Origin of the sequence: Rhodococcoides fascians A44A (assembly GCF_000760735.1) — a bacterium.
Classification (GTDB): domain Bacteria; phylum Actinomycetota; class Actinomycetes; order Mycobacteriales; family Mycobacteriaceae; genus Rhodococcoides; species Rhodococcoides fascians_E.
Window position 1 is genome coordinate 2,949,958 of record NZ_JMEX01000008.1, and the last position, 17,321, is coordinate 2,967,278.

Consider the following 17,321-nt stretch of genomic DNA (forward strand, 5'->3'; position numbering starts at 1 on the left):
TTGCTGTATACAAGACGTATGCGCAAGCTTTTCGGCGTATTCGAAACAATCAATTAACGAGAGAGGCATTCACGATGCTGACGTTCACGCTTCCGGACGGAACCACCGAGACCGTCGAACCGCTGAATCTGCTCAACGCCGGCTACGCGGGCCGCAACCAGGAAGAAGTTGCTCATCACATCGCCGAGCTGGCCGAACTCGGTGTTCCGGCACCGACCGTCACGCCCGCGATGTACCCCATCTCGCCGTACCTGGCTCAGCAGACGAACGCCGTGCACGTGCAGCACGGGCGCACCTCCGGTGAAGCCGAGTGGGCGCTCGTCGTTCTCGGCGATACCGACGACGACGTGCTGCTCACCGTCGCGTGTGATCACACCGACCGCGACCTCGAGGTCCACAGCGTCGCGTGGAGCAAGAACGCATCACCCGACGTGCTCGGTTCCGGTGCGTGGCGTCTGTCCGACGTCGCGGACCGCATCGACGACATCACGCTGAAGGCATGGGTCGGCGAGACCCCGATTCAGACGGGGTCGCTGGCCGATCTCCTCGCTCCGAAGTACTGGCTCGACGTGCTCCGTGAGCGCGGGCTGTTCAAGCGCGGAACCATCCTGATCTCGGGCACGATCTCGATGCATCCCGGCGTCGACCAGTTCGCCGACGCGTGGAAGGTCGAGATGTCCGACGCCGCCACCGGAAACGTGCTGACCTGCGAATACGACGTCATTCGCATGGCTGACCCGATCGGCTGACCAGCGCGACGTAGGGTGGAGTGCGTGACGAAGCCAATTATCGAGTTCCAGGCAGGCCCTCCACCCATCGATCTAGTGCTGGTGGACTTGGTCGAGGGAGACGGTGACGAAGCCTCACCCGGCGATACCGTCGAGGTGCATTACGTCGGGGTCGAGTTCGACTCGGGCGAGGAGTTCGACTCCTCGTGGAACCGCGGGGAGTCCATCAAGTTCCCGCTCCAGAACCTGATTCAGGGCTGGCAGGACGGCATCCCCGGGATGAAGGTGGGCGGACGCCGTCAGCTCACCATTCCGCCGGAGCTCGCCTACGGCCCGGCCGGACACGGTCATCGCCTGTCCGGTAAGACCCTCGTGTTCGTGATCGACCTGCTCGGCGTCAACTGACGTAGACCGGTCGTCGACCAAGTGCCCACAGTTCGAAGTCTCCCGAAGTAGACTTTTCGGACATGTGGGCATTGGTCGTCGAAAACGACGATCGCGTGGCCCGTGCTCTGCGTCGGTTCTTGCATGCCGAGGGTTTCGACGTCGAACGGGTCGGCGCGGTCGCGGCAGCCCGCCGAGCGATGGCCCGGCAGGACTTCGCCATTGCTCTCGTCGACCTCGGTCTCGACGACGGAGACGGTGTGGACGTGATCCGAGCGCTGCGGGACCATCCGTCCACCGGGGTCATCGCCGTCACAGCGCGTGGGGCCACGAACGACCGCGTCCGCGGACTTCGTGCCGGCGCGGACGACTATCTGGTCAAGCCCTTCGGGATCGCCGAGCTCATGGCGCGTATCGACGCCGTGATGCGCAGGCTCAGGCTCTCGTCCGTACCTCTGGAATCGCAGGGTCGTATCGGGCACGGGGAGCTGTGCATCGATCGCGACCGTCACGAAGTTCTGCTGGCAGGCACGGTTCTTCCGTTGACCCGCAAGGAGTTCGACGTGCTCGTGCTCCTCGCTCAGAACGTGGACGTCGTGGTCGAGCGCGACCGCATCCTGGATCACGTGTGGCAGTCCGCCCGCGAAGGAAACACCAGGACCCTCGACACCCACATGGCGTCGCTTCGCACCAAACTCGGCGCCGCAGCGTCGATCACGACGGTCCGAGGCGTCGGATATCGGCTCGAATCGGCGTCCGAGAGCTGACGGACAGCCGTGCGCAGACGGATCGTTCTCAGCATGGTCCCGGTGATCGCCCTTCTCGTTCTCGGCGTGGGTATCCCGTACGCGATTCTGGTGTCCGAGCGCGCAACCCAGCGTGTGTTCATCGACCGGACCGGTGACGCAGTGCGATTCGCCTCCGAGGTGGACGCGGCGATCGAATCCGGGGAATCGACCGGGCTGGGAGAGGAACTGGCGTCGTACTCGGCGTTGTACGACTCAGCGGTGTGGGTGCTCGCTCTGGACGGGGCGACCGTGTACGACCCCGGCGTTCCGCTTCCCGACGACGAGGAACTGGCCGGTGCCGTCAGGCGTGCGTTCGCGGGCGGCCGGGTGTCCGAGGCGCCGACTGTCTACCCGTGGACCGCCGCTCCCGTGCGGGTGGTCGAACCGGTCGGCCGGGACTCCCAGGTGACCGCCGTCGTCGTCATCGAGGCTCCGACGGACACGTTGCGCGCCGGGAGCCTGTCCCAATGGGCTGTCGGTATCGGAGTGTTGGTGGTCGCCGTCGCCGGGTTGCTCGCCGGGTTGTGGCCGCTGACATCGTGGATTCTTCGGCCCGTCCGCGATCTGGAGCGCAGCACTGCCGGTATCGGCGCAGGCGATTTCACGACCCGCGCGGACGTCGATCGAGGCCCGCAGGAGCTACGCGAACTGTCGGAATCGTTCAACACGATGGCCGACACCGTCGAGCGGTCGATGCAGCGTCAGCGCGCGTTCGTCACCGACGCCGCCCACCAGCTCCGAAATCCGTTGGCCAGCTTGCGTTTGTCGGTCGAGAATCTACGGCCCTGGCTGCGCGACGGTGACGCCCGCGAGGCCCACGAGGATGCCGTTGCCGAGACGGTGGAACTGGGTGCGACGTTCGAAGCGATGCTCGGCGCCGTCTCCGCGGAGCGGGACGACGGTGAACGTGACGGTGACCTGTGCTCGGTTGTCGACGTGTTCGATGCCGCGCGGCCGCGGTGGCAGGCGTGCGCGGAGAGCGCCGGGGTTCGGTTGGTGATCGAGGAACCGGCTCCGGGGTGTCGCACCGTCCGCCAACCCTCCGGTGGCCTCGTCGCGGTGCTCGACGAACTGGTGTCCAACGCCGCCCGGCTGTCCGGCGGCACGACGGTGACGGTCCGGATGCGCACCGAATCCGAGGGTCGCTGGGCGTTGTTCGAGGTGGAGGACGATGGTCGCGGGTTGTCGGAATCGGAGACGACTGCGGCGACGGGGAGATTCTGGCGCGCGCCACGGCATCAGAACGTGGCCGGGACAGGGTTGGGTCTTGCCATCGTGAGTGATGTGGTGGCCGATGTGGGAGGAACGTTTGACTTACGGGGTGCTTCCGGTGGCGGAATCGTGGCGACTGTTCGATTGCCCTGTGCGTCAGCGTGAGTCAGGGTTTCTGTTCGCGGAACCAGTCCGCTGCACCGGGATGCAGTGGAACGGGTGTGGTGGCGGCCCCGGTTCGCGGGTTGATCTGATCTGCTTCCGGGCGGTTCATCGACAGCGCCCTGGCATTCTCGAACGTGCTCGCCGTCAGGAAACGAGCCAAGTCGCGTGGAAACTCGTTGCGCACCAGCACGAACGTGGGAACGGCGAGGGTGCGACTCGACGCGATGTCCGGATACACCGTCCGTGAGATCACGACGCCGACGTACTCTCCGGGATAGGCGGCCCGTACGGCCTCGGTGTCGACGGCGAGATCGACGAATTCGACGGCTCGGCCCACCGCCGAGGTGTCTCTGACCAGCGAGTCGAGGGCCGGTGTCGGCATCGCGGTCAACGAGAAGACTGCATCCAGTTCGCCGGAGAGCAGTGCCCGGGCCGCGTCGTCCTGGCCGTAGGACAGTGGGGTGACGGCGAGCCCGGCCGAGTCGAGGAGTCGAAGCGCGGTGAAGCGGGTTCCCGATCCGGGGAGGCCGACCGCGACCCGCATGCCCGGAAGATCCTGCAGTGTTCGTACCGGCCCGTCGGCCATGACCGCGAGGTGCAGCACCGAATCGAACACCCGGAACAGTGCGGAGAAGTCCGAGACGTACGGTTTCGCGACGTCGGCGTTCACGAAACCCAGGTCGACGGACCCGGCCGTGAGCAGTGCCGCGTTGTCGACGGCCGCGTCGGTTTCGACGATGTCGACGACGTGGCGGGCGAGGGCGTCGTTCCAGCGCTCGGCCAGCGCGGTACCCGTCTCACGGTAGGTCGCACCCGCCGGTCCCGTCGCGAACGTCAAAGTGTCGACGGAGGGAACGGGCCGACTGGAACACGCAGGCAGCAGGGCTGCGAGACTCACGGCCGACACCCCGGCGAGCAGGGTCCGTCGATCGATCCTTCCGCTCACTCGTCTCCTATGTCCGAAATGTGAATGTCAGATCGACCTCAAATCTACGCAACTTTGTTGGTGTGACGGGCGCCACTGCGGAACATTGGCGGCATGGCTCCCACCACCGAGACGGGTGACACCGTCAAGCGCAAGCGTTTCTACCACCAGCTGTACTTCTGGGTTCTCGTCGGAATCAGCGTCGGGATCATCATCGGCCTCACCGCTCCCGGCGTGGCGTCGGAGATGAAGTGGATGGCCGATCTGTTCATCAAACTCGTCAAGGTGGTCATCGCGCCGACGATCTTCGCGACGATCGTCGTCGGCATCGCGGGGATGGGGAACCTGGCCAAAGCGGGTGGTCTCGCCTTCAAGACCGTCATGTACTTCAACGTCACCACCGTGTTCGCGCTGGCGATCGGCCTCGTCGTCGTCAACGTCCTCGGGCCGGGGCGTGGATTGAACTACGACGTCGCTTCCTTCGACTCGTCGGCGGCCGCGGGCACCATCGAGTCGGCCGGCGAAGCGAGCGGAACGGGACTGACCGGGTTCATCCTGAATCTGGTACCCGACTCGTTCGCGAGTGCATTCGTCGACGGAATGTTGCTGCAGGTACTGCTGCTGGCGATCCTCGTGGCCGTAGCGGTGACGATGCTCGGCACGCGGGCGGCACCGGTCGTCAGCGCCCTGGACACGTTCGCCAAGATCATGTTCGGCGTCATCAAGCTCGTGATGTGGGTTGCGCCGCTGGGTGCGATGGGCGGAATCGCGTTCACGATCGGCGAGCACGGCAGCGCGATCCTCGGTTCACTCGCGACGTTCATGGGTTCCTTCTGGCTCACGTGCATCCTGTTCCTGCTGTTCGTCCTCGGCCCCATCTGCAGACTCGCCGGGTTCAGCATCTTCAAGTACCTGCGGTACATCAAGGACGAACTGCTGATCGTGCTGGGCACGTCGTCGTCGGAGACGGTCCTTCCGCGCATGATGGCGAAGATGGAAGCGGCAGGCACACCGAAGCACGTGGTGGGCATGACCATTCCCACCGGCTACTCGTTCAACCTCGACGGCACCGCCATCTACATGTCGATGGGCGCGATCTTCATCGCCCAAGCCTTCGGTATCGACGTCCCCATCTGGACGCAGATCGGTCTGCTCGTGTTCATGCTGATCTCGTCGAACGGTGCTGCAGGCGTGTCGGGCGCAGGCCTGGTCACCCTTGCCGCGTCGTTGACGGCATTCGACTCGGTGATCCCGGTTGCGGGTATCGCGTTGATCGTCGGAATCGATCGCTTCATGTCCGAGGGCCGTGCGCTGACCAACCTGTCCGGCAACGGACTCGGAACGCTCGTCATCGCGAGGTGGACGGGCGAGCTCGATCGAGAACGCCTCGCCTACGTGCTGGACAACCCGAAGACCGTCGACGTCGACGACCTGTTGGATCCCGACGAGCCGGCCGACAAGGAGCTGGCGTCCTCGGGTGCAGCAGGCCGCTAGTGTCCGCGTGCGAGGTCCAGTACCAGTCTGGCCCCACCGAGCGGACTGTCGGTGAAACGAGCTCGGCCACCGTGCAGTTCGGCCTGCTGCGCCACCAGGGCGAGGCCGAGGCCGGATCCACCCTTCGTCGCCGACGCCCCACGGTAGAAGCGCTCGAAGACGGAATCCCGCTCGGCGGGCGGGATTCCGGATCCGTTGTCGTCGAGGACGATCTGCACCGTGGACTCCGTCTCGGTCAGCGTGATCGCGACGTCGGTGGCCGACCCGTGGCGAACGGCGTTGATGATGGCGTTGTCCAGGGCGAGGCGGAGTCCGGCGGGCAGAGCGTCGACGACGAGCGACGGGGCCGATTCGACGCGGACCGTCAGACCCGGGTTCTGCCGCATCGCGTCCTGAGCGGCCACGTCGCAGATCTCGACGATGTCGACCGGGACGCGATCCTTGTCGCTGGACAGTTCACCGGACGCGAGTTTCTCGAGAGCCGTCAGAGTTGCTTCGACGCGGCCCTGCGTCCGCTGCAGATCCTCCAGGATCTCGAGTCTCTGCGGCGGCTCGAGGTCGAGGGTGCGCAGCACTTCGATGTCGGTGCGCATCGCCGTCAGCGGCGTCCGAAGTTCGTGCGCGGACACAGCCGCGAAATCCCGAGCGGTGCCGAGTGCTTCGGTGGTACGTGCCTGCGCGTCGCCGAGTCGTTCGAGCATGCCTGCGATGGCCACGGCCAACTCGTCGGACTCCTTCACCCCGGTCGAGGTGTCCGGCGACCTCGGGGGCTGCGCACTGACCTGCCGAGTCAGTGTCACGAGCGGTTTCACCGCGCGGCCGCCGAAGATCCAGCCGAGGCCCGTCGACGCGGCGATGGCGGCCAATCCGCCGAAGATGACCCACCGCTGTTGATCGTCGGTGATCTCCTGCGCCTCGGCGGCGGGAACGCCGATGGAGATGATGATGTTTGTCGCCGACACAGCCTCCGAGGTGTAGACGCGGAAACGGTCTCCTCCCACGTCGACGGTCTCCGAACCCTCGTCGAGCTTCGGCAGCTGCGTCGGAGTCGACGCGATGACGGTGTCCCCGGTTCGGATCGTCACCGCGAACGCCCCTGAGCTGCCCAGCTGGTCGAGGAACAGTTCGAGGCTCGATGCACTGGGAATCAGAACCTGGGACGCCGTCGTCAACCGGTCGTCGAGGTTGCTCACGTTGTTGCGGGAGATGACCACGGAGGCGACGGTCGCGAGCGTCGCGACGACGATCGTCGCACCCAGTGCGGTCGCGACGGCCACTCGGGCGCGAAGAGAGAACCTCACGAGCTCGGCCGCAGCACGAAACCGACACCGCGCACGGTGTGCAGGACACGGGATTGACCGTCGACCTCGATCTTGCGCCGGAGATAACCGACGAACACGTCGACGACATTGGTGTCGGCCACGAAGTCGTACCCCCACACCAGCTCGAGCAGCCGCTCACGCGTCAGGACGACGCCTGCGTTCCTGGCGAGGACTGCGAGCAGTTCGAATTCCCGTTTGGTCAGATCCAGTTCGCGCATCCCGACGTGGGCGCGATGGCCCGGGATGTCGACGCTCAGCCCGCCGACGGTGATGGCGGAGCTGGATTCGGGTGGCGCAGGTGCCGTCGCACGTCTGCGGAGCATCGCGCGGATCCGAGCGACCAGCTCGGCCAGGACGAACGGTTTGGTCAGGTAGTCGTCGGCGCCGGATTCCAGGCCGGAGATGCGATCGTCGACCGAGCTCCGAGCACTCAGCACACAGATGGGTACGTCGTTGCCCATCGCGCGGAGGGCTTTGACGACGCTGGCGCCGTCGAGGACCGGCATGTTGATGTCCAGGACCACCACGTCGGGCGGTCGCTGGGAGACCGCGGTGAGCGCTTCGGCGCCGTCGACCGCGGTGATGACGGTGAATCCGGACAGGCGGAGTCCGCGTTGAAGCGAGGCGAGCACGTCCGCGTCGTCGTCGACTACGAGTACGGTGGCTGATTCGGGCACAGCTCTATCGTGCTATGCCGCCCAGCTCCGGACGGTCATCTCGCGCTCCTCGGGCGATTTGGCGAAGAATTCCTCAAGCGCACTGCGGCGTTCGCGATCGGCATCGAGCGTCCACGCCAGTTCAGGTGCATTGGCGTAGAGCTTGGCGTAGTAGGCGTCGAACGTGCACGTCGTGTCGATCAGCGACGCCGCTCCCGGAAAGATGGGGGTTGCTGTGTTTCTCATGTTTCCCAAGGTAGAAGGCTACTTTGGGGACTCGGTGAGGCAAATGTGGGAGAACTGTGAGAAATGGATTGTCGAACAGTCCCGCGGGTATGAATACACGCATGACTGTGGTGTGGTTTCGACGTGACCTGCGAACCGGTGATCTTCCGACGCTGACGGCTGCGGCCGATTCCGACGGGCCCGTGCTCGGATTGTTCGTTCTCGACGACGTGCTGCTGAAGGCGTCGGGCGGGCCGCGTCGGGACTTTCTCTTCCGTTCGCTCGAGGCACTCGACGAGCAGTTGGACGGTCGACTGCTGGTCGTGAAGGGTGATCCGGAAACCGTGGTACCCAAGGTCGCGAAGGCCGTCGACGCCGAGGAGGTCCACATCAGCGCGGATTACGGGCCGTACGGGCGGTCCAGGGACGAGCGCGTCGGTGAACACGTGTCGTTGGTGTCGACGGGATCGCCCTACGCTATCGCCCCCGGCCGCGTCACCAAGAACGACGGCGAGCCCTACCGCGTGTTCACGCCGTACTTCCGGCAGTGGATGGAGCACGGATGGCGAGGCCCGGCGGACACGTCGGCGAAAACCGTGTCGTGGCTCGACCCGTCGGATGTGAAGGGGCTTCCCCGACGCGTGAAGATCCCCACCGAAAAGGACGCGTCCGACGCGCCTGCAGGGGAGAAGGCTGCGTCCGGCGCCTGGGCCGAGTTTCTGGAGCGAGTCTCGGACTACGACGACGAGCGCAACCGGCCGGACCTGGACTCGACCTCGCGTATGTCGGTCCACCTGAAGTACGGCACCATCCACCCGCGGACGATGCTGGCTGACCTCGGAAAACTGCGCAGCGAGGGGTCCGCGTCGTACCGTCGCCAGATCGCCTGGCGAGACTTCTACGCGGACATTCTGTTTCAGCGCCCGGACAGCGCGCGGGAGAACTACGACAAGAAGTTCGACAAGATCGAGCTGAACACCAGCAAGCACGCCCAGGAGCTGTTCGACGCGTGGAAGGACGGCAAGACCGGCTTCCCCATCGTCGACGCCGGTATGCGACAGCTGAATTCCGAGAACTGGATGCACAACCGGGTCCGCATGATCGTGGCGTCGTTCCTCGTCAAGGATCTGCATCTGCCGTGGTGGTGGGGAGCGCGATACTTCCTGGACCGATTGGTCGACGGCGATCTGGCCAGCAACCAACACGGCTGGCAGTGGACGGCAGGCACGGGAACCGATGCGTCCCCGTACTTCCGCGTGTTCAACCCGATCACCCAGGGCGAGAAGTTCGACCCCACCGGTGATTACGTACGCCGCTGGGTTCCCGAGCTGCGCGGGGAAGAAGGCAAGGCCGTGCACACCTTGAAGTTCGGACGCCCCAAGGATTACCCCGACGCCATCGTCGACCACAAGCACGAGCGAGAGGTCGCGATAGCCCGGTTCAAGGCGCTGTGACGCTCACCGTCGGCGAGAGAGCCCGACGCCGACGAGGCAGACGACGCCGCCCAGCACTGCGAGGATGTGCGGAACTTCGTTCAGCAGGGCCCAGCTCAGCGCAACGGTGATGGGTGGGACGGCGTACGTGGTGATGCCGAGCCTGCCTGCATCCATTCGGGTGAGCGCGTAGGCCCACGTGGAGAACGCTAGCGCTGTCGGAACAAGGCCGAGGTAGAGCAGGCCTCCGGTTGCCTGGGCGGATGCGTCGGCCAAGTCGTCGAGCAGGGCCGGGGCGAACGGGAGAGTGCTCAGGGCGCCGATCGCGCAGGCCATCCACGTGACCTGGAGGCCGGGCACGCTGCGCAGCACCGGTTTCTGGCAGAGCACACCGATTGCGTAGGTCACCGCGGAGACGAGGCACAGTGCGATGCCGAGGGCATCCGCGTCGGTTCTGACGGTGTCGGTGGTGGTCACGGCAGTGACGACACCCACGAGCACGGCCCCGGAGAACGCGATCGCCGCGCCGATCACGAGCCACCGCGGAAAGCCCTCGCCGAGGAGGAGTCCGGCGAACAGGGCAACGAGAATCGGGCCGATCTGAATGATCATCGAGGTGGTGCCTGCATCGACGCGTTGTTCGGCGGCGTTGAGGGCCACGTTGTAGATCGCGAACCAGAACACCCCGACGCTGAGGATCTGGATCCACTGGGTGCGGGTAGGTCTGACCCAGGTGCGTTTCGCCAGGAGAATCAGCCCGAGCGCGCCCGTGCCGATCAGCAACCTGCCGAGCGCCAGCGGACCCGCTCCGAACGACGTACCGACTCCCCGAATCGCGACGAACGCCGACGCCCAGGACACCACGGTGACCGTCACCGCTCCGAGCGCAAGCCAATCCGTCTTCTTCGTCACTGCGACATCGGTCATGGCATGAGATTACGACGAGCGGACCGCCTGGGGCGCGCGGATTTCGGACAACCTTGCTCGTTTTCCTGCCCTCACCTACGGAGTAGCTTCTCCAGCGCATCCAGAACCGCTGGATCCTCGATGGTCGACGGCACCCCGTACTCCTCACCTGCGACGATCTGCCGCATGGTCTTGCGCAGGATTTTCCCGGACCTCGTCTTGGGAAGCGCACCGACGATCGTCACGTCCCGGAATGTCGCGAGTGCGCCGATCTGGTCACGCACCATCGCGACCAGTTCCGTGCGCAACCGATCCTCCTCGATGGTTTCGCCCGCCTTGAGGACCACGTACCCGCTCGGCCGCTGGCCCTTGAGGTCGTCGTGAATTCCGATCACCGCGCATTCGGCCACCGCGGGGTGGCTCGCGACGACGGCTTCCATCGATCCTGTCGACAGTCGATGTCCCGCAACGTTGATGACGTCGTCGCTGCGACCGAGGACGTACACGTACCCGTCGGCGTCGATGTAACCGGAATCGCCGGTCAGGTAGTAGCCGGGGAACGTGTCGAGGTACGAGCGCTGGAAGCGGTCCTCGTCGTTCCACAATCCCACCAGGGTGCCGGGAGGCAGCGGGAGTTTCACGACGATGTTGCCCTCGGTACCGGCGTCGACTTCGGCGCCGGCAGCGTCCACGATCGTCACCTCGAAACCCGGTACCGCGACGGTCGGCGAACCGGATTTGATCGGAAGCGGCTCCAGCCCGCGGAGATTCGCCGCGATAGCCCAGCCGGTCTCGGTCTGCCACCAGTGGTCGACGACGGGCCGGTCCAGGGTTCGGCTGATCCACTCGTAGGTATCGGGATCCAGTCGCTCGCCCGCGACGAACAGTGTCTCCAAGCTCGAGACGTCGTACTTCTTCAGTTTCTCGGCGTGCGGATCCACCTTGCGAATGGCGCGTAACGCCGTCGGGGCGGTGAACAATGCTCGCACACCGTGACTTTCGATGACCCGCCAGAAGGCCCCGGCGTCGGGAGTGCCGACGGGTTTGCCTTCGTAGAGAATTGTTGTCGCACCTGCCAGCAGTGGGCCGTAGACGATGTAGGAATGCCCGACGACCCAGCCGACGTCGGACGCCGTCCACATGACCTGACCCGGACCGACGTCGTAGATGTTGTGCATCGACCATCGCAGTGCGACGGCATGGCCACCGTTGTCGCGTACGACGCCTTTGGGTTTTCCGGTGGTCCCCGAGGTGTAGAGGATGTAGAGCGGATCCGTAGCCTTCACCGGAACTGGTTGCGCCGGTGACGCTTCGGCCATCTCGGCATCCCAGTCCAGCCATCCGTGATCGCTCGGAATCCCGTCGCGGCTCTTGACGATCACCGTCGGCGACGAGGACAGAGCGAGCGCCTTCTCGACGATCGGGAGGTACTCCACGACCCGTCCCGGCTCGAAACCGCCACTCGCCGTCACCACCAGCACCGGTTCGGCGTCGTCGATCCGCGCCGCGAGCTCCTTCGCCGCGAATCCGCCGAACACCACCGAATGCACCGCACCGATTCGCGCACACGCCAGCATCGCCACGGCTGCCTCGGGAATCATGGGCAGGTACAGAATGACGCGGTCACCCTTCCCCACACCGTTGCGCACGAGAACTCCCGCGAACAGCGCCACCTCGTTCAGCAGCTCGGCATAGGTGTACCGGCGCTGCGTACCGGTCATCGCCGAGTCGTAGATCAGCGCGGTACGGTCCCCGTCGCCCGCATCCACATGCCGATCGAGCGCATTGACACACGTATTGAGCACGCCGTCGGGGAACCAGCGGCCATCGAACGCCGTCGTCGGAGCACTGACCCAATCGATCCCCTCGGCCGCGTCCAGCCAGAAACCCTCACGATCGGACCTGGCTCTGTCGAATGCTTCTCGATACTCGCCGCTCATGGCCCGAGCCTAGTGCCACGAATTGCCCGATACTTTTCGAATCGGCAGGATCCCGAGGAATTGCACAGTATCGGGCAATCCATCGCATCGGATCTGTCGGAGGTATGCGCCATCATGCGCGCATGGGGGTACTCACCACGAAAGCGCAGCTGATCGCGCAGGGACTCAGCGTCAGCACCATCTCCCGTCGGAGCCGAAGCGGCCTGCTCACTCGGCTGCTGCCGGGCGTGTACGCGACGGACAAACCGGGCTACATGGACCTGTGTCGCGCCGTCGCTCTGTGGAAACCGGACGCGGTGTTCAGCCATTCGACCGCGGGTTGGCTGTGGGGCCTGGTAGAGGCGGAACCGCGCTCGGTCGAGGCGACCGTCGCACCCAACGCGCAGGTCCGGTCACCCGATTGGGTCGTGCTACGCCGACGTGCACTTCCTGACGTGCAAAAACTACGGGGGCTGCACGTCGTGTCGATCGAGCAGGCGTTCGTCGACCTCGCGGCAACGATGCCGACGGCCGAACTCGAGAAGTTCTTCGACGACGCCGTCGGCACGCACATTCCTGCGCGCCGGCTGGCGGCGTTCTGCGATACCGCCAAGGGGATGGACGGAATGCAGGCCTTACGCACACAACTCCGACGGTGCTGCCCCGGCACGTTCTCGGAAGCGGAGCGCGTGGTGGCGCGCGCATTGACCGCACGCAATCTGTTCATGGACATCAACGCGAGAGTCGGACCGTACTACGGAGACCTCGTCGACTTTCGTGCGCGCGTCATCGTCGAGATCGACGGGCGCGAGTTCCACAGCACAGGTGCGGTGTTCACGAGCGATCGCCGACGCCAGAACGCGCTGGTCCTCGACGGGTGGCTGGTGCTGCGATACTCCGTGGCCACCGTCATGTCGGACCTGGATGCCGTGGTGGAGGAGATCGTGTCGGTGGTGAAGCGTCGCCGTCGGTCGATCGACGCCGACCGGACATCCCACGCGTAATCGGTGGCGGCATGAATTGCCCGATACTTCTCGAGACGACGGAATCCTGCCGACTCGCGGAGTATCGGGCAATCCGTTGCAGCGGATGGCGTCGGTGGCAAGGCCGCGTAGACGTCGACCCCGTGGCCATAATGATTCCGTCAAGATCCTGGCGACGCGGTGGGGGGCGGATGGAGACTCGCTGATGTGACTCTTTTCGAGATGCTGCCGTCTCTTCGTAATGCAGGCCGACCACGATTCGATTCGGAGTTGTGGCCGTCGGGCACGGGTTTTCGTGATGGGCGATTGATGGTCGACGGGGTGTTCGTCGACGATTTTGCTGATTGCGAGGGCACGCCGGCGCGGTTGGGTTGTGTGGTGGTGACGCGGGTGCGGTCGGTGATTGCCGGGATCGTGCGTGTCGATGCCGTGCTCGGGTGCGTGGAGGTCGCCGATATCGCCAACCGTCATTCGGTGGTGGGTCGGCAGTTCTTCGCGATGGGCGACGCCAAGGTGGAGCTTCCGTCGGATGTGCGGGCCGGTGACCTACTGGCCGTGATTCCCGAGACCCAGGCGTCGGTACCGGGCGAGGCGTGAGGACACGCGGTCGTCGTCGGAGCTGATGTTGCGCAGTTCTCGTGCGATGGCTCCGGCGATGCGGATCGAGAAATCGACGGGTTCCTCTGCTGCATCGGGATGTTCGGGGACGATGGCGTCGACGATGCCGTCGCGGAGCAGGTCCACGGACCGAATGCCCTGTGCCTCGGCCATGTCCGACGCATGTGCTGTGTCGCGGTGAACGATGGCGCTGGCGCCTTCCGGAGGAAGCGGTGCGAGCCAGGCGTTCTGTGCGCACAAGGTGCGGTCGGCGGGCAGCAGGGCGAGGGCGCCGCCGCCTGTTCCCTGGCCGAGGAGAACCGACACCGTCGGGGTGTCGACGGTCACGAGATCGCTGATGCATCGGGCGATCTCGGGTGCGATCCCGCCTTCTTCCGCTTCCTTGGACAGTGCTGCGCCGAACGTGTCGATGACGAGGACCAGAGGAATGCGGAGCTCCTCGGCCAGTTTCATTCCACGCCGAGCCTGACGCAGCGCGCCGGGTCCCATCGTCGCGGTGATGCTGTGGCTGCTTCGGTCGTTGCCGAAGACCACACAGGAGATTCCTCGGAATTTGCACAACGACAACAGGATCGTCGTGTCCGACTCGCCTTGGCCGGTGCCGCTGAGCGGAACCTGTTCGCTGGCTGCATGTTCGAGGAGTTCCCGCACGCCCGGCCGATCGGGGCGACGTGAGGATTCCACGGAATGCCACGCGGAACGATCAGGGATGTCGCCGACGGTGGGAGCCGGGTCGAGGTGGTGGGCTGTCTCGCCGTCGTGGCTGACGACGCGGAGCGCGCGGACCATGAGGTGTCGGAGGCTGTCCACGGGAACCACACCGTCGATGACGCCATGGTGGTAGAGGTTCTCGGCGGTCTGTATGCCTTCGGGAAAGGGCTTGTCGTACAAAGCTTGATAGACGCGCGGGCCGAGAAATCCGATGAGCGCACCGGGCTCGGCGAACGTGACGTGAGCGAGTGATCCCCAGGATGCGAAGACGCCCCCGGTCGTCGGATTGCGGAGATACACCAGGTACGGCAGGCCGGCTTGTTTGTGCAAGGTCACCGCACCCGCGATCTTCACCATCTGTACGAACGCGAGGGTGCCCTCCTGCATGCGAGTCCCACCCGACGTGGGCGACGCGATCAGCGGGAGGTTCTCCGCGGTGGCGCGCTCGATGGCAGTGGCGATTCGTTCGGCGGCCGCCACGCCGATCGACCCGGCCAGGAAAGCGAACTCGCACGCAATGATGGCCACCGGCCTGCCGTCGACCAGTCCCTGTCCGGTGAGAACGGACTCGTCGACGCCGCTCTTGTCTCGGGCTTTCGCCAAGTCGGCGGCATACTTCGGGCCGGGGGAGACGTCGATCGGCGCACGATCCCACGACACGAACGATCCGCCGTCGAGAACTGCATCGAGTATCTCGGCGGCGGACGTCCGTGTTGTCATGAATCAGAGCCTAATCGGGTCGTTCCTGCAGGCTCCACTCCCGGATCCTAACGGGCGAATGCTTCCTTCCACGTGACGGTCTTGCCGATGCGCAGAATGGACCGCTGGTAGATCTTGGCGGCGACGACGGCGAGTGCCGCGGTGGTGGCCGCCATGATGAGGGCGGTTCCGATGATCTGGTAGACCGGCGCGACGCCTGCTGCGATACGGAGCGGCATCATGACGGCGGAGAACGGCGGAATCCAGCTGAGAACGTTGCTGAGTGTGCTCTCCGGGTCGCCGACCGAGTAGAACGCCGCGAAGAACATTGCCATGATCAGCAACAGGAGCGGCATCGTCGTCGAATTGACGTCTTCTTGCCTCGAGACCATCGATCCACCGGCTGCGTACAGGACCGCGAAGAAGGCGAAGCCGAGCACGAACCAGCCGAGGGTGCCGGCGAAGACGCTGATCGCGGTTCCGGTGATGGTGAGTGTGCCCGTTGCAAGTCCGGCGCCCACACCTGCCGCACCGTAGAGGGCGAGTTGCAGGATTCCGACGGCTCCGATGCCGAGGATCTTGCCCCACAGCAACTGAAGCGGCCTGACGGTGGAGAGCAGCAGTTCGACGACGCGCGAGGACTTCTCTTCGACGACGCCCATGGCAACGTACATTCCGAAGCCGATGATCTGGGCGTACAGGATGAACACGGCAGCCAGAGACAGCGCAACTCTTTGTCCTGCTTCGGGATCCGGCGGGTCGATAGCTTCGACCGTGACCGTTGCGTTCGCGACGGCGGTTGCGACGGCGTCCCGGTCGACGCCTTGCTGCGCCAGCGCGGCGTCGGTGGCCTGCGATTGGACACTGCCTTCGACGACGGCTCGCAGTGCTCCGGTGAGCTCGGAATCGGTGATCGCGGTGTAGGCGCCGGATCCCGCCGGTACGAGAGCTACTGCGACGTCGCCGGATTCGACGTCCGATCGAGCTGCGTCGGCGTCGGCGATCTCGCGGATGTCGACGGGGCTGCCGACGGCGTCTCCGGTGGCGGTGATGACGGCCGCGATCTGTTGGTCGCCGACGATGCCGACGACGTCGCGGTCTTCGTCGTCTCCGCCCGCGAAGATGGAGTACGCGATGATGCCGCCGATGATGACGGCGAGAATGATGACGTTGGAGATGACGAAGCTTTTCTTCATCACCTGAACGGTGAACTCGCGCTTGGCGATCAGGCCGATTGCCCGGCTCGAAGATACTTGGGTGCTCATGCCACTGCCTCTCGGAACAGGTCGCTCAACGACGGTTTGTGGAAGGAGAATTCGTGTACGGGTCCGGTGGCGAGGGCGGCACGAAGGATGGCCTGGTCGTCGGTTCCCGGTGCGATCGAGAGGAGCGTCCGGCCGGCGCTGTGACTGACGGCACGGGCGCCTGCGATGCCGTCGGCCCAGCCGGGCTGGGCGTTCGGTGCGTGTACTTCGAGTTGCGCATCACCTGATCCGCGGAGTTCGTCGACGGTGCCGACGGCTTTCATGGATCCGGCGGCGATGATGCCGACTCGGTCGCACAGTCGTTGCACGAGATCCAACTGGTGGCTGGAGAAGATCACCGGGACTCCGGACGACGCTTTCTCGCGGAGTACGTCGCTCATGACGTCGACGGCAACCGGGTCGAGACCGGAGAACGGCTCGTCCAGTACCAGAACCGCGGGGTCGTGCACGAGTGCCGCGGCGAGCTGAACGCGCTGCTGGTTGCCCAGGCTGAGTGCGTCGACGGTGTCGTTCAGTCGTTCCGAGATACCGAGTCGTTCGGTCCACGTGCCTACGGCCGACTTGGCGTCCGACGGTGAAAGGCCGTGCAGTTCGGCCAGATACGCGAGCTGCGGGCCGACCTTCATCTTGGGATAGAGGCCGCGTTCCTCCGGCATGTAGCCGATGGTGCGGCGGACATCGAGGTCGACGGGTTTGCCGCCGAGCAGGACCTGCCCGGAGTCGGCGGACAGTACGCCGAGGGTGATGCGCATGGTGGTGGTCTTGCCTGCGCCGTTGCTGCCGACGAAGCCGAAGAGTTCACCGGGGTGTACGTCGAACTTCAGGGAGTCGAGGGCGATCTTGTCGCCGTATCTCTTGGAGATGTTGTCGATCGTAAGGGTGCTCATG

The 17,321-nt window shown here is 65.2% G+C and carries 17 protein-coding genes; 8 read left to right on the forward strand and 9 right to left on the reverse strand.

Annotated elements, in window-relative coordinates:
• Positions 1-74: 74 nt before the first annotated feature.
• From BH95_RS26185 to BH95_RS26200, 4 genes are all read left to right on the forward strand, one after another.
• Positions 75-749, forward strand: coding sequence for a DUF2848 domain-containing protein (locus BH95_RS26185; protein ID WP_019664378.1), 675 nt, complete (start codon positions 75-77; stop codon positions 747-749).
• A gap of 24 nt (positions 750-773) precedes the next feature.
• Positions 774-1,133: an FKBP-type peptidyl-prolyl cis-trans isomerase gene (locus BH95_RS26190; protein WP_026347664.1), complete on the forward strand. Its 360-nt coding sequence runs from the start codon at positions 774-776 to the stop codon at positions 1,131-1,133.
• 62 nt (positions 1,134-1,195) lie between these two features.
• Positions 1,196-1,879, forward strand: a complete 684-nt coding sequence (locus tag BH95_RS26195; protein WP_037184989.1) for a response regulator transcription factor — start codon at positions 1,196-1,198, stop codon at positions 1,877-1,879.
• A gap of 9 nt (positions 1,880-1,888) precedes the next feature.
• Positions 1,889-3,277, forward strand: coding sequence for a HAMP domain-containing sensor histidine kinase (locus BH95_RS26200; RefSeq protein WP_033190703.1), 1,389 nt, complete (start codon positions 1,889-1,891; stop codon positions 3,275-3,277).
• Position 3,278: 1 nt separating this feature from the next.
• Here BH95_RS26200 and BH95_RS26205 read toward each other — a convergent pair whose 3' ends face one another.
• Entirely contained in the window at positions 3,279-4,223 is a 945-nt protein-coding gene (locus tag BH95_RS26205; protein WP_037184992.1) for a TAXI family TRAP transporter solute-binding subunit, read from the reverse strand.
• Positions 4,224-4,316: 93 nt separating this feature from the next.
• On the opposite strand from BH95_RS26205, the gene dctA reads away from it, so the two are divergent.
• Positions 4,317-5,696 (forward strand): C4-dicarboxylate transporter DctA, encoded by a 1,380-nt coding sequence (gene dctA / locus BH95_RS26210; RefSeq protein WP_037184995.1) that lies wholly within the window; start codon positions 4,317-4,319, stop codon positions 5,694-5,696.
• Here dctA and BH95_RS26215 read toward each other — a convergent pair.
• The 3 genes from BH95_RS26215 to BH95_RS26225 are packed head-to-tail and all read right to left on the reverse strand — an operon-like array spanning position 5,693 to position 7,920.
• Positions 5,693-6,973 (reverse strand): sensor histidine kinase, encoded by a 1,281-nt coding sequence (locus BH95_RS26215; protein ID WP_019664384.1) that lies wholly within the window; start codon positions 6,971-6,973, stop codon positions 5,693-5,695. The genes dctA and BH95_RS26215 overlap by 4 nt on opposite strands.
• Positions 6,974-6,993: 20 nt before the next feature.
• Positions 6,994-7,695, reverse strand: a complete 702-nt coding sequence (locus tag BH95_RS26220; RefSeq protein ID WP_037184998.1) for a response regulator transcription factor — start codon at positions 7,693-7,695, stop codon at positions 6,994-6,996.
• A gap of 12 nt (positions 7,696-7,707) precedes the next feature.
• The gene (locus tag BH95_RS26225; RefSeq protein ID WP_019664386.1) at positions 7,708-7,920 is read right to left on the reverse strand and encodes a hypothetical protein; all 213 of its coding nucleotides are present in this window, start codon (positions 7,918-7,920) and stop codon (positions 7,708-7,710) included.
• Positions 7,921-8,021: 101 nt separating this feature from the next.
• On the opposite strand from BH95_RS26225, the gene BH95_RS26230 reads away from it, so the two are divergent.
• On the forward strand, positions 8,022-9,353 hold the full coding sequence (locus tag BH95_RS26230) for a cryptochrome/photolyase family protein (protein WP_037185002.1): 1,332 nt from the start codon (positions 8,022-8,024) through the stop codon (positions 9,351-9,353).
• A gap of 3 nt (positions 9,354-9,356) precedes the next feature.
• Here the strand turns inward: BH95_RS26230 and BH95_RS26235 are convergent, their stop codons facing one another.
• Both BH95_RS26235 and BH95_RS26240 read right to left on the reverse strand, forming a co-directional pair.
• On the reverse strand, positions 9,357-10,259 hold the full coding sequence (locus tag BH95_RS26235; protein WP_037185005.1) for a DMT family transporter: 903 nt from the start codon (positions 10,257-10,259) through the stop codon (positions 9,357-9,359).
• A 71-nt stretch (positions 10,260-10,330) separates the two neighbouring features.
• Complete coding sequence (locus tag BH95_RS26240; RefSeq protein WP_020111496.1) at positions 10,331-12,178, reverse strand: propionyl-CoA synthetase; 1,848 nt, start codon at positions 12,176-12,178, stop codon at positions 10,331-10,333.
• A 122-nt stretch (positions 12,179-12,300) separates the two neighbouring features.
• On the opposite strand from BH95_RS26240, the gene BH95_RS26245 reads away from it, so the two are divergent.
• Both BH95_RS26245 and BH95_RS26250 read left to right on the forward strand, forming a co-directional pair.
• Positions 12,301-13,161 carry a DUF559 domain-containing protein gene (locus BH95_RS26245; protein ID WP_037185009.1) on the forward strand — a complete coding sequence of 287 codons (861 nt, stop codon included), beginning with the start codon at positions 12,301-12,303 and terminating at the stop codon, positions 13,159-13,161.
• 186 nt (positions 13,162-13,347) lie between these two features.
• On the forward strand, positions 13,348-13,737 hold the full coding sequence (locus BH95_RS26250) for a hypothetical protein (protein ID WP_157773207.1): 390 nt from the start codon (positions 13,348-13,350) through the stop codon (positions 13,735-13,737).
• Here BH95_RS26250 and BH95_RS26255 read toward each other — a convergent pair.
• From BH95_RS26255 to BH95_RS26265, 3 genes are read right to left on the reverse strand one after another with little or no spacing between them, the layout of a single operon-like run.
• Positions 13,687-15,189: a carboxyl transferase domain-containing protein gene (locus tag BH95_RS26255; RefSeq protein ID WP_037185015.1), complete on the reverse strand. Its 1,503-nt coding sequence runs from the start codon at positions 15,187-15,189 to the stop codon at positions 13,687-13,689. The genes BH95_RS26250 and BH95_RS26255 overlap by 51 nt on opposite strands.
• Positions 15,190-15,236: 47 nt before the next feature.
• Positions 15,237-16,433: an ABC transporter permease gene (locus tag BH95_RS26260; protein WP_020111492.1), complete on the reverse strand. Its 1,197-nt coding sequence runs from the start codon at positions 16,431-16,433 to the stop codon at positions 15,237-15,239.
• Positions 16,430-17,320, reverse strand: coding sequence for an ABC transporter ATP-binding protein (locus BH95_RS26265; RefSeq protein ID WP_019664394.1), 891 nt, complete (start codon positions 17,318-17,320; stop codon positions 16,430-16,432). The genes BH95_RS26260 and BH95_RS26265 overlap by 4 nt, the downstream gene beginning before the upstream one ends.
• Position 17,321: the final 1 nt, after the last annotated feature.